The sequence below is a fragment of the Vibrio sp. 10N.261.52.A1 genome, from assembly GCF_002876325.1.
Classification (GTDB): domain Bacteria; phylum Pseudomonadota; class Gammaproteobacteria; order Enterobacterales; family Vibrionaceae; genus Vibrio; species Vibrio chagasii.
Window position 1 is genome coordinate 3,862 of sequence record NZ_MCYD01000603.1, and the last position, 12,839, is coordinate 16,700.

Sequence of the window (12,839 nt, forward strand, 5' to 3'; positions counted from 1 at the left end):
ACTTCGATACTCGTTTACTCGAATCCCGTATCTGCTTTTCGTCCCTAACCCGCTATGGCTTAACTAAGCTAAACACTAAAGCGCTTACAGCGACGACACCCACCAACAAGACGAAGACGCAGGATAAATCCTTTCTATAGCGGCGTAACGCCTCCACTTTGTACACAGCCACCATAGGCATAACGAACAAGATCATCGCAATTACAGGCCCAGACAAGGCTTCCATCATCCCTAAAATGCTCGGGTTGACAATCGCTACCACCCAGATCGATGCAAACAGCGAGATTATTGTCACTTTATGAGCCAAAGGTGTGGATAGGGAGGTACTTTTGGTTAGCATCCCGACCATGCTTTCTCTCGCGCCCAAGAAGTGGCCAATAAATGATGATGTTATTGCTAGGAAAGCCACAATCGGGCCAAGCGTTGCAATAAACGGGTTGTCTTTAACGTTGGCCAGATAAGACAGAATCGACACGTTTTGTTCCTTCGCTTGTGCTAGCTGTTCAGGAGACAGTGTCAGAACACAAGAAAATACAAACAGCATCACAAACAGGATCAGCATGATGCTGGTGCGTTGTAAGATGTGCTCTGATTTTACTCTTGCGCTGTCATCGTAATGGCTGCGTTGAGCGTGGGCAAAAGAAGAGAGTGCTGCTAAATGACTGAATGAGAAGATCACTACTGGCGTGGATAGCCATAGCGTGCTGCCCAAAGAAGATAATGAAGGCATTGTCAGCTCAGGAACCTGCCAGCTTGGAATCAAGTAGACAGACAAAAATAGCAGAATCGCGACTAGGGGATAAACCATCAACGAGAGTGTACGAAGTATGATTCTCTCGCCAGCGATCATCACTGCGATTAACCCTGTCACTAAGGCCCCCGACAGCAAAGGTCGCGGCAGTGACTCTAGCCCAGCTTGGTTAACCATAAAGCTATCGACGGTATTCGTTAGCCCGACACCATAAATTAATAAAATTGGGAAGATAGACAAAAAGTACAGCAGTGAAATGATTTGTCCCGCAGTGGCTCCAAAGTGCTCAGCAACGACATCGGTAAAGTCTGCGTCTTTTTGGCTGGAAGATAGAACGAAGCGAGTAAAGCCACGGTGCGCTAAGAAAGTCATAGGGAATGCCAAGGCTGCCATGATGAGCAATGGAACGAAACCACTTAGGCCTAGGTTAATAGGTAAGAAGAGAATACCTGCGCCGACAGCTGTACCAAATAAACTCAATACCCATTGAGTATCGTGCTGTGTCCAACGCCCGCTTTGACTGTTTAAAGCTGTATCTGATTGGTGCATGGATAGGTAACCGTTTGTATAAGAAAGGGGCAAATGCTAATGGTTTTATCAATGACTTCAATTTAAACAATGGGTTGCGATTATGGTAATCGCAAAAATCAAAATCAAGGAGCTCTTATTAGTGATAGAGATCGTGCTATTAACTTTCTTTATTTGCGCTAATGATGAGCCTCAAATGCGTTCTCAAGCGACTTTTTAAAACCAATTGATGCGAGGCAAAGAACGGTTGGTGAATAGTTGAACTGCATCTCACTATCACGTTGCTTTGATAAAGATGAACAGGCGAATCGAAAATTTGTGACTATAGTGAATCAAACACCAGTAAGCGCAAGGAAGCACTATGTCGACACCTGAACAACATCATCCGCTCAACGATTTTGTGGAATATCCGCCACAAGAAATGGCAGCAAGAGCACTTCATAACCTTGAGCAACTTCAGAGGCGTCATTCAATTCGGAGCTTCTCTGATCGCCCTGTGGCAAAAGACGTGATTGAACACTGCATTCGAGCGGCAGGAACCGCCCCGAGTGGTGCTAACCATCAGCCTTGGCATTTTGTTGCTATTAATAGTGCCGACGTTAAAGGGCAGATACGCCAAGCGGCTGAAGAGTTGGAACATTCTTTTTATCAAGGTCGAGCAGGGCAAGAGTGGTTAGACGCACTTAAACCTCTTGGCACCAATGCCAGTAAACCTTACTTAGAAAAAGCACCATGGCTCATTGCGGTGTTTGCAAAGAAGAAAGGCGGCATGACGAACGATGGCGAACAAGTCAATTATTACGTGCATGAGTCTGTCGGGATTGCCACTGGTTTTTTGCTTCAAGCGTTACACAATGCTGGCTTGGGTACTTTGACTCATACACCAAAGCCAATGAGTTTCTTGAGCAAGATTTGTGGACGGGACAATGAGGTCGATCGCCCTTATATGTTAATTGTTACCGGCTACCCTGAAGAGGATGCGACCATCCCCGAACACGCGATGCATAAGAAGTCACTGGATGACATTGCTACCTTTCTTTGATGAGCATATCTTAATGAGATACAACCCGTAGCTCACAACAAAGCTGGCAAGATGCCAGCTTTGTTGTTTTTAAATCATAAAGACAGAAACAACAGACCTCGTATTGATTAGTCTGCAAAGCCGTGACAGCCATTGGCTGATGACGATGTTTTTTGCTACCTCCCTTTTTAATTCAGTTTTAACTTTCCTCTCGAGCCATGTCCATATAGTCAAAGTTCATAAATTCAAAGTTTGTAGATGTAGAGGTTATTTGTATTTTTCGATAAAACCTTATTTATTTGATGAATCTTTCGATTGTTCCGAAGTGTAACAATTTGATACATTATTTCTCGTGGTCAGCGAGTTGCATATCAGTTTGATTTATTTCGGTTTAACTCAATGACAACCCTAAAGGAGAATGACATGGAAAATCGAGGCTTAGGAAGAGGTTTGAAAATAGAAGAACGACGTCAGTTACTACATAAAGGGCTGAAAGCGGCAGTATTCGGCGTACCACTGCTGGCTTTAGGCTTAACAATTAATAGTTCAGTTTTGATGACCGATGCCGGTTACAGCTACGTGCATCAAAACAATATTACTGGTGAGTTGGATGTCTTTACCGAGCCCGGTATTCATTTCCGAATGCCGTTTTTATCCAAGATAACCCAGTATGATCAGGTGATTACGGTCTCTTTTGGCAACAGTAAAGGGGAAGATTTTTATCAGAGGTTAGATCCGGTGCAGGTGCGTTTTGCTGATACGTACATTGGTGAGATTCCGGTGACGTTCCGTTTTAAGCTCAGTAATGACCCGAAGGCAGTGGAAAAGATGCATAAGGAGTTTCGTAACAACAGTAATTTGATCGATGCATTGTTGGTTAAAAATGCGCGTAATGTGACAGTGATTACGGCGACTCAATACACGGGCGAGGAGTTCTTCCAAGGTGGCTTAAACCAATTCAAATCTAAATTGGGTGATCAGCTACGCGAGGGCATTTACCTGACGGAGCGTCGTCAGGTTGAAGTGGAAGAGTTAGATCTTGCGCCGGTTGGTGTCAATCAATCGAACTCGAATCAATTGCAACGAACCAATCAACTGGTTTGGAAGACAGTGCCGGTGGTGGATAACACGGGTCAGCCTATCCGTCAGGACAACCCGTTATCACAATACGGCATTCAAGTAACCCAGGTCACGATTGGTGATCCGCAGCCAGAAAAGCAACTTGATCAGTTACTGGCGGATAAGAAGCGTTTGGTGGCCGACCGTATCCGTGCGATTCAGGAGCAAGAAACATCAAAAGCGCAAGCTGAGACCGAGCAACTCCGTAAAGAGATTCAGCGTACTCGAGAAGTCCAAGACGCGCAGCGAGGCAAAGAGTTAGCGATTATTTCCCAGCAGAAAGAAGTGGAAATAGCTCGTCAAATTGCTGAACGTGAAATTGTCGAAGTCGAGAAAACTAAGCGATTAGCTGAAGTTGAAAAAGAGAAGGAACTGGCAACCGCAGAAGCCAATTTGGCGATTCAAAAGGCCAATGCATTATCTGCTGAATTTGAAGCAAGAGCGATTCTTGAAAAAGGTCGAGCGGAAGCGGAAGTGTTGAAAGCGAAATATGCCGCGCTAGGGGCCAACCGTGAGGTGTATCTGGCCGAGCTGAACCGTGAGGTCGCTAACTCGCTGTATAACAACCTGCAGAACTTCCAAGTGCAGATGCCACAAAACTACATCGGCGGCAGTGACGAAACGGGTTTGAAAACCAACCTCGATGTCATTACAGGCTTCGGAGCGTTGGGGTTAATGGACCAAACCAAGAAGGTTACACAGCAATAAGAGCATGGGTAACCAAGAGCTCTAAGTGCTCACTGATTTAGAACAACAAGGCCAATATACGGGGATTGGCCTCTTTATCTGTCTACTCTAGCTGCGCATCGACAAGTAAGGCCGCCAACATGGGTTCATTGATAACAAGTTGTTGTGAAGGATCTCATCACTTAGCGGAAGCCATTAATGCGAATAATCAATAATGAGTATATAAATGAAAAACAACAAACCAGTATTATGGATAGCAATAGTGGCTTCATTAACTCTAAATATTGCTTTGCAGGTGCTCGATTACTATGGTGAGAAAGAGTATGTTGAAATCCATTCATTAAGCGCAGATTCACCCTATACGATAGACGAGTACAGCGCACAACGGTATGGCGTAGCGCAAAAAGGAAAATTAGGTAAGATGCATCACTGCTTAACCCAATACCAGTCGGTTAATGATGCAAAGTGGTCAAAAGGGGCTTCCGGCCCATCTGGCACCATGACAGTAGAGGGCGCGACTTATCAACTGCATTTTTCAATCTCTGATGGGGAAGTCACAAAGGCAGGGTTGAGCACCTACCATCCAGATGGTAGACCGCGCGCTTCCAGCTCTACTGTTGCGGTCAATTGCAGCATAAAATTACTGAATCAGTGAAGCTTGAAAATGTATCTGTGAAAAAGCAGAACGAGATAATCTCGCTCTGCTTTCGCTTTTCTGCTCTTAAGCTTTTCGCATCTCGATTACCCGAAACTCGAATCTGCTTTCAATCAGGCTCTTCGTGACTCGCTTACTCGAATCCCGAATCTGCTCTTAACTCTTAAATCATAAAGATGAAAATAACAGACAATGCGCTAATTAGGCCTGCAAAGAAGTAGCAGCCCACTTTACCTGCAACGCCTACGTGGAATTTTAGGTCGTGCATGCCGTGGTGAAGGCGGTGCATAGCATGCCACATTGGCAGTGCTAGAGTACCGATGATGAATAGTGCACCGATAATGCTAGTGGCGAACTCAGACACACGCTCGTAGCTCATTGCTTCTGCATCGATGATGCCCATTGGCACTAAGATGCCTAACACTAGAATCGTGATTGGCGTGATCATCGCGAACCAAGTACCGCCAGCGCCGAATAGGCCCCACCAAATTGGCTCATCAGAGCGTTGAGGGTTGTGGTTAACAGGCTTAACTTTGTAGTTTGTGTTCATAACGAAAGCTCCTTACACCACAACAAGAACGATTAAAGAAATAAAAGCCACCGCTGCCCACTGAGTCAGTACGATGATTCTTTTATCTACCAATTTACCTTTTAGGCGGATTGGCATTACTTGAGGCATCATGCTGAAGAAGGTTTGAGCGTGCATTAAGCTACCTAGCAGTGCCACGATATTAATACCGACAATGATAGGGTTCGCCATAAAGCTCAACCAACCAGCCCACGCTTCAGGGCCTTTCACTAGCGCACCCAAACCAAAGGTTAGGAATACCATGAACAGAATCAAAGGCAGTACAGTTGCTTCACGTAGCATGTAGAAGCGATAGAACGGATGGTTGCTCCACCAAGTTCTCTTCATCTCACGAACATAAGGCTTACGATTGCTCATCTTATGCCTCCTCTGCAGTTTTTACTTGGTTCTTGCTAACAGATGTACCGTCAGGTTTGAACATCGAGATAACGAAGTCCATTGAAGACTCAACTTTACCTTGGTTAACCGCCGCTGCTGGGTCTACTTTCTTTGGACATACTTCAGAACAGTAACCAACAAACGTACAGCCCCAAGCGCCATTTTGACCGTTGATAAGCTTCATACGCTCATCTTTGCCGTTGTCACGGCTATCTAGGTTGTAACGGTGAGCAAGAGTCAGTGCCGCAGGGCCAATGAACTCTGGGTTTAGACCGAATTGAGGGCATGCTGCGTAGCAAAGACCACAGTTGATACAACCAGCGAACTGTTTGTACTTAGCCATTTGCTCAGGTGTTTGTAGGTTAGTGCCGTCTTCAGGCTTACGGTCGTTACCAATGATGTAAGGTTTGATCGCTTCAAGGCGCTCGATGAACGGCGTCATGTCGACAATCAAATCTTTCTCGATTGGGAAGTTAGCTAAAGGCTCGATGGTCAGGCCGTTCGGGTAGTCACGTAAGAAGCTCTTACACGCTAGCTTAGGCACGCCATCAACCATGATGCCGCAAGAACCACAGATCGCCATACGACAAGACCAACGGTATGAAAGGTCTTTGTCTTGGTGGTCTTTGATGTAACCAATCGCGTCTAGTACCGACATGGTCTCATCGAAAGGTACTTCGAAAGTCTGCATGTAAGGTTCTGCATCTTTCTCTGGGTCGTAGCGCAGAATGTCTACTTTTTGGATACGATTCGCTGACATTACGCTTTCTCCTCTTCACGGTTCTCATCTTGAGCGACATTCGCTGCAGCAGCTTTTTCAGCGGCCGCGGCTTTCTCTGCTGCTTCACCGTACAGACGTGCTTTTGGTTGAGACTTGGTGATCTTAACGTTGCTGTAGTCTATGGTTGGTGCTGCATCTTCGTTGTAGAACGATAGAGAGTGTTTCAGGAAGTTCACGTCATCACGTTCTGTGCAGTTGTCGTCTAGACGTTGGTGTGCACCGCGAGACTCTTTACGAAGGATCGCTGAGTGAACCATCGCTTCTGCGACTTCTAGGCCGTAGCCCACTTCGATAGCGTAAAGTAGGTCAGTGTTGAACACCTTGCCTTTGTCTTTGATGCTGATCTTCTTGTAGCGCGCTTTCAGTTCAGTGATCTTGTTGATGGTCTCTTGCATCAAGTCTTCTTGACGGTAGATACCACAACCCGCTTCCATGGTGTGACCCATTTCAGTACGGATATCTGCCCAGTTTTCGTCGCCTTCTTGGTTCATCAGCGCTGCGATGCGATCTTCAACCGCTTTTACTTGCTTAGCGATAGACTCTTCATTCCAGCCTTTGAACTCTGCTGCGCGTTTCACAGCGTGTTCACCGGCAACGCGGCCAAATACTACGAACTCAGCCAGAGAGTTTGAACCTAGGCGGTTTGCACCGTGTAGGCCAACCGACGCACATTCGCCCACCGCGAATAGGCCTTTGATGCGAGTTTCACAAGTACCGTTAGTTTCGATACCACCCATGGTGTAATGAACAGTCGGACGAATTGGGATTGGCTCTTTTGCTGGGTCAACGTTTACGTAGGCTTTTGCCAGCTCACAGATGAACGGTAGACGCTCTTGCAGGTACTCTTCACCAAGGTGGCGAAGGTCAAGGTGTACTACATCACCAAGAGGGTGCTTGATGGTGTTGCCTTTTTGCTGCTCGTGCCAGAATGCTTGAGAAACTTTGTCGCGAGGACCTAGTTCCATGTATTTGTTCTTCGGCTCGCCCACTGGTGTTTCAGGGCCCATGCCGTAATCTTGTAGGTAACGGTAGCCGTTCTTGTTGACGATGATACCGCCTTCACCACGACAACCTTCGGTCATCAAGATGCCCGTGCCCGGTAGGCCGGTTGGGTGGTATTGAACAAACTCCATGTCACGTAGTGGCACACCGTGGCGATAAGCCATTGCCATACCGTCGCCGGTCACGATGCCACCGTTAGTATTACAGTGATAAACACGACCTGCGCCACCGGTTGCTAGAACAACTGATTTTGCTTTGATGGTAACAAGCTCACCTTCAGACATATGAATCGCGATAAGGCCTTGTACTTCGCCTTCTTCAACGATCAAATCCACCACAAAGTACTCGTCAAATCGTTTGATTTGGTCGTACTTCATCGAAGTCTGGAACAGAGTATGAAGCATGTGGAAGCCAGTTTTATCGGCTGCGAACCACGTTCTTTCTACCTTCATACCGCCGAATCGGCGTACGTTTACTTCACCGTTTTCTTTACGACTCCATGGGCAGCCCCATTGTTCCATTTGGATCATTTCGCGAGTCGCGTTTTCAACAAAGTATTCAACAACATCCTGTTCACATAGCCAGTCGCCACCGCCAACGGTATCGTTGAAGTGGTTATCTAGGCTATCTTCGTCTTTAATTACCGCTGCTGAACCGCCTTCTGCTGCTACCGTGTGCGAACGCATTGGGTAAACTTTAGAAATCAGTGCTACTTCCAAATCAGGATTAGCTTCAGCTGCTGCAATAGCTGTACGAAGACCAGCGCCGCCTGCGCCGATGACTGCGATATCTGTGGTAATTGTCTTCACAGTTATTCTCCAGTGTGATGCGGAGTATTCCGCTTGTTATTATAAAAAGCCTATTTAGAGAGCAGTAAACGGCATCAACCGATTATCACCTCTAAGCCTTAAGTGGTAGGTTCAGTGTAAGAGAGGAGGGTGTTTGAAAAATTGATGTATTTAGGTTTTTGCTCCGGTAATGCATATGGAGGCATAGAAATTATAGGTTATGTGACTGCAATCACGGCAATCAATTATTGATAACGATTCGTCCACAGGGCTTGTGTTAACGGCTTGTTGAGTATGATTTTTGTTATCAATGTTGAGTGGGGTTGAATATTAATAATTGTATTGTAGAACGTGATTTTATGGCTTCATCTAAACAGCACGATGGTTTAATTAAAGCAAAGATAGAAGCTTACAAAAGCAGCGAAAAGTGATAATTTTCGTCGCCTAGAATTCAGTGATATGGAACTTAGTAATGCACTCTACATGGCAACCTGCCGCAACCATTAAGCAGTTAAAGCAACGTGCTGATATCCTTAGTCAAATCCGCCAGTTTTTTGCAGAGCGAGACGTGATGGAGGTCGATACGCCAGCCATGAGTCACGCTACGGTGACGGATGTGCATTTGCATACCTTCAAAACTGAATTCGTCGGTCCAGGTTACGCGCAAGGGCAACCTCTGTTCTTTATGACAAGCCCTGAATTTCATATGAAACGTTTGCTGGCAGCTGGAAGTGGCTGCATTTACCAAATTTGTAAGTCGTTTCGTAATGAAGAGAACGGCCGTTACCACAACCCTGAATTCACCATGCTGGAGTGGTACCGTGTCGGTTTTGACCATCATGACCTGATGGATGAGATGGACTTGCTCCTACAGAAAATCTTAAAGTCAGGCGAGGCAGAACGCATGACTTACCAACAAGCCTTCATCGACGTGCTAGGCGTGTGTCCGCTTGAAGATTCGATGGATACTTTAAAACAAGCGGCAGCCAAGCTTGGGTTAAGTGATATTGCCGATCCTGAAGAGGACCGCGATACTTTACTGCAATTGCTATTTAGCGTGGGTGTCGAAGAAAAGATTGGCCAGACAGTACCCGCATTTGTTTATGACTTCCCAGCTTCACAGGCGGCACTAGCCAAGATTAACCCTAATGATCCGCGAGTGGCTGACCGTTTTGAGGTGTACTTCAAAGGTATCGAGCTGGCAAACGGCTTCCATGAGTTAGATAAGCCACAAGAGCAGCTTAAACGCTTTGAAGATGACAATGCTAAGCGTGTTGAGATGGGCTTGTCGCCTCAGCCGATTGACCATCATCTAATTGAGGCGCTAAAAGCAGGCCTACCAGACTGTGCGGGTGTTGCATTGGGTATCGATAGGCTAATCATGCTGGCTTTAGGTTACGACCATATCGACGACGTGACCGCTTTCCCATTCCCGCGTTCTTAATGTTAGTTAGCTAGAGAAGTTAGCGAGCAGCTCGATTAGTTGACAAGAATACCAGTGCCACTATCTTACTAGGATACCTGTGCCGGCCACTGCAACAATGGCACCGATCCAAGCATAGGCGTTTGGTCTCTGCTTGGTGTAAAGCCATAGAATGGGCAGCAACATGATAGGTGTGGTTGAAGACAACAGAGCAACCATGCCGACATTTCCTTCTTGCAGTGCATACAGGATCAGCGTCATTCCTACCGCCATTGCAAGAAAGCCGTTCACTGCGGTAATCGCGAATATCTGACCATTCATCGGATTCAGTGCCCGTGAAAGCTTAGCGCCTGTTAAGCGAAATGCGGAGTGAGCAACAAAGGCGGTGATCATTCGAATCGCAGAGGCAGCTACCGGGTCGATGCTAGTTTGCATCACGGGCTTTGCGATGATCCCCCCCAATGCTTGGCAGATAGCCGCCGTGATTCCGAGAGCGACACCAATCCACACGGTGCCCTTGATGGTTTCAAGTTGGTTATTAGCTTGGCCTCGACGACCAAAGAATATCGCGGTTAATACGCCACTGAATACCAAGGCCGAGCCAATAAGCTCGCCAGAGGTCATGCTCTCACTAAACAGGAAGTAACCGAGAATCGCAGAGAACACAGCGTGACAAGAGAACAGTAAGCCAGCTTGGCGCGGGCCCATTCGGTTCAAGCAGGCAAATAGGGCGGTATCACCAATGAAGATACCAATCAGGCCAGACAGCATCATCGGCGTGATTAGCTCTGTTTCGACAGTTGACCAGCCACCCGTAAACCAAGCCATGCTCGATAAGATGACCGCAGTACAGCCCATACGCCAGCGGCTATAGGCAAAAGAACCTAAGTGTTGAGCTGGCTTTACGGACATTAGGCTTGCGATAGCCCAAAGAAAAGCAGCGGCGAGAGCCAACCATTCGAACCCCATCGATTAACAGTCCTTGTGTCTGGGATAAATTAGCTCATCAATATGCATCAAACCGAACTGAGAACAAAGCGATTCTTAATAAATGCACCGCTTTGCTCCTCAGGGATAGGTTTGCTCCAGTTCTCCGTTTCGCTTGCTTGAGTCGCGAGGCTTTACACCTTAAAGCGCTCCACATCTCGACGCATCGATTCAGCTGCACTACTCATCTCATTTGAGCTATTGCGGCTGCTTTCCGCTTGTTGGGCTAGGTCGTCAGAGGCATCTTTGATCCCTTGTGTATTGCGACTGATGTCTTCGCTTACTGCTCGTTGCTCTTCAGCTGCGCTGGCTATCTGTAGTGCCATGTCGTTGATTTCACTGATGGCTTGCGTGATTTTAGACAGGCTGTCGTGCGCTTGTTCTGCAAAGCCAACACTGTTTTCTGCCAGTTGAGTGCTGGTGGTCATGCTATCCACCGCATGTTCAGTATTCTTCTGTAGGGTATCGATCATCACGCGGATTTCTTCCGTCGAGCCATGCGTTCTTTGGCTTAGCACTCGAACTTCATCGGCGACAACGGCAAACCCACGACCTTGCTCTCCAGCACGTGCCGCTTCAATGGCAGCATTCAATGCCAATAGGTTTGTTTGCTCAGCAATGCCTTGAATGGTGGATAGAATTTGGTTGATGCTTTGAGCGTTGTTTTCCAGCTCTCGGATCACATTGGCTGCGTCTTCTACTTGGGTCGCAAGGCGAGTGATGGCATCACGGTTTTGTTGAATTACTTCTTGGCCGTCATTACACGCGGTTGCAGAGGCTTGAGAAGCGGATGCGGTTAATTCTGCATGGCTTGCTACTTCGGCGGCAGTTGCTGACATCTCATGAATTGCAGTCGCAATCTGGTTAATATCGTTTTGTTGATTCTCCACACGAATGGAGGATTGCGTTGCCAGTTGATTGGCTTTTTCAGCGTGGTTGTTTAAATCGTGGCTATGCTCAACGACGCCTTTCAGCATGCTCTGCATTTGACTTAAGAATTGGTTCACTAGCTCAGCAAGCTTACCTATCTCATCCATGCGGGTGATATCGATTCGTTGAGTAAGATCACCTCGGCCTTGAGCAAGCTGGGTTAGCGCCTCTGACAAGGTTTGTAGTGGGTAAAGCAGTCGGTTGATGACCATGGTGCTAGCGATTGAAATCACGATGTACAGAACAAGTGAGGTTAGTGCGATGAATTGAATCGCATCAGTGACCGCAGAGAATGCCAGCTCTTTATCGATAACAATGCCCAGAGACCAATCGGTATTCGGCACGTTAGCAATGTAAACCAACTTATCTCCCTGACCAGGCCAAGCTAATGTGGTGATGGTTTGGTTCTGAATCAGTTGTGACACTCGGTTTGCGGTCAGTTCTGGGTTTAAGCTTGTGAGTGGTTTTTGACTTAATGCTTCATCGCTGTACGCAACGATATTGTTGTTACCGTCCACTAAGAAGGCGAAGCCATCGTTATCCAGTTTTACGTTAAGAACCGTATCGATAATGCTCGTCACGGTTAAGTCCGCAGCCAGTACGCCCTGCTTTTGGCCGCTAAAGGCTTTCGCAAAGCTGATGACGATGCTGCCATCGAAGTCTTGATACGGTTCAGTAATGATAAGGTCTGATGCGGCGTTGGCATCTTTGTACCATGGGCGTGTGCGAGGGTCGTAGTCTGCTGGCCAGCTTTCCGTTTTATCACCATAAGCGATCGTGCCATCGCTAAAACCCGCATAAACCGATAAGAACTGTCCGGCTTGTTTGGTGATCAATAATTCGCGGTCTGAGTTACTGTTGCTTGAAATGGTTGGCTCATTGGCCAGCATCATGTCACTGCGAGTCGAAAGCCAATCGGCAATGTAGTTGGTCGTCCCTACACTGACATTCTTCATTTCTTGGTTGATCGCGACTTCAGTCTCTTGAGTTAGCTGGGTAACCGATATCCAAGCTTGGGTACCACTCACGACGGCGATAATGATCGCAATGGCGATCTGAATTTTAAATTTAATAGTATGTCTCAAGGTCCATTCCTCTCTGATTAGACAAAAACCTAACTACAGTGACGTACTTGATGGTGAATTAATGTGTCTCTGATAGGCGTATAGTGCCGTTGTCTTAGGCAGAATGAATGTGTTT

11 protein-coding genes are annotated in these 12,839 nt (G+C 46.8%); 4 read left to right on the forward strand and 7 right to left on the reverse strand.

The window, feature by feature from the left end; all coding sequences use genetic code 11:
- Positions 1-52: 52 nt before the first annotated feature.
- Positions 53-1,300, reverse strand: a complete 1,248-nt coding sequence (locus tag BCT81_RS10470) for an aromatic amino acid transport family protein (protein WP_102424133.1) — start codon at positions 1,298-1,300, stop codon at positions 53-55.
- 340 nt (positions 1,301-1,640) lie between these two features.
- On the opposite strand from BCT81_RS10470, the gene BCT81_RS10475 reads away from it, so the two are divergent.
- The 3 genes from BCT81_RS10475 to BCT81_RS10485 all read left to right on the forward strand — a co-directional run bounded on the left by BCT81_RS10475 (position 1,641) and on the right by BCT81_RS10485 (position 4,761).
- Positions 1,641-2,321: a nitroreductase family protein gene (locus BCT81_RS10475; RefSeq protein ID WP_102424135.1), complete on the forward strand. Its 681-nt coding sequence runs from the start codon at positions 1,641-1,643 to the stop codon at positions 2,319-2,321.
- Positions 2,322-2,723: 402 nt separating this feature from the next.
- Positions 2,724-4,127, forward strand: a complete 1,404-nt coding sequence (locus BCT81_RS10480) for an SPFH domain-containing protein (RefSeq protein WP_004741339.1) — start codon at positions 2,724-2,726, stop codon at positions 4,125-4,127.
- 205 nt (positions 4,128-4,332) lie between these two features.
- The gene (locus tag BCT81_RS10485; RefSeq protein WP_102424137.1) at positions 4,333-4,761 is read left to right on the forward strand and encodes a hypothetical protein; all 429 of its coding nucleotides are present in this window, start codon (positions 4,333-4,335) and stop codon (positions 4,759-4,761) included.
- Between the two features lie 163 nt (positions 4,762-4,924).
- Here BCT81_RS10485 and frdD read toward each other — a convergent pair whose 3' ends face one another.
- Genes frdD through frdA form a run of 4 tightly spaced genes read right to left on the reverse strand, consistent with a single transcriptional unit; the run spans position 4,925 to position 8,320 of the window.
- Positions 4,925-5,311, reverse strand: a complete 387-nt coding sequence (gene frdD / locus BCT81_RS10490) for a fumarate reductase subunit FrdD (protein WP_004741337.1) — start codon at positions 5,309-5,311, stop codon at positions 4,925-4,927.
- Between the two features lie 12 nt (positions 5,312-5,323).
- On the reverse strand, positions 5,324-5,707 hold the full coding sequence (frdC, locus tag BCT81_RS10495) for a fumarate reductase subunit FrdC (RefSeq protein ID WP_102424139.1): 384 nt from the start codon (positions 5,705-5,707) through the stop codon (positions 5,324-5,326).
- A gap of 1 nt (position 5,708) precedes the next feature.
- Positions 5,709-6,488 carry a succinate dehydrogenase/fumarate reductase iron-sulfur subunit gene (locus BCT81_RS10500; RefSeq protein WP_004741335.1) on the reverse strand — a complete coding sequence of 260 codons (780 nt, stop codon included), beginning with the start codon at positions 6,486-6,488 and terminating at the stop codon, positions 5,709-5,711.
- Entirely contained in the window at positions 6,488-8,320 is a 1,833-nt protein-coding gene (gene frdA, locus BCT81_RS10505) for a fumarate reductase (quinol) flavoprotein subunit (protein WP_102424141.1), read from the reverse strand. Before frdA ends, BCT81_RS10500 begins: the two co-directional genes overlap by 1 nt.
- 451 nt (positions 8,321-8,771) lie before the next feature.
- Here frdA and epmA point away from each other — a divergent pair, with 451 nt between their 5' ends.
- Entirely contained in the window at positions 8,772-9,743 is a 972-nt protein-coding gene (epmA, locus tag BCT81_RS10510) for an elongation factor P--(R)-beta-lysine ligase (protein WP_102424143.1), read from the forward strand.
- 60 nt (positions 9,744-9,803) lie between these two features.
- Here epmA and BCT81_RS10515 read toward each other — a convergent pair whose 3' ends face one another.
- Both BCT81_RS10515 and BCT81_RS10520 read right to left on the reverse strand, forming a co-directional pair.
- Positions 9,804-10,691, reverse strand: coding sequence for a DMT family transporter (locus BCT81_RS10515; RefSeq protein WP_102424144.1), 888 nt, complete (start codon positions 10,689-10,691; stop codon positions 9,804-9,806).
- A gap of 152 nt (positions 10,692-10,843) precedes the next feature.
- Positions 10,844-12,724: a methyl-accepting chemotaxis protein gene (locus tag BCT81_RS10520; RefSeq protein WP_102424146.1), complete on the reverse strand. Its 1,881-nt coding sequence runs from the start codon at positions 12,722-12,724 to the stop codon at positions 10,844-10,846.
- Between the last annotated feature and the right edge of the window lie 115 nt (positions 12,725-12,839).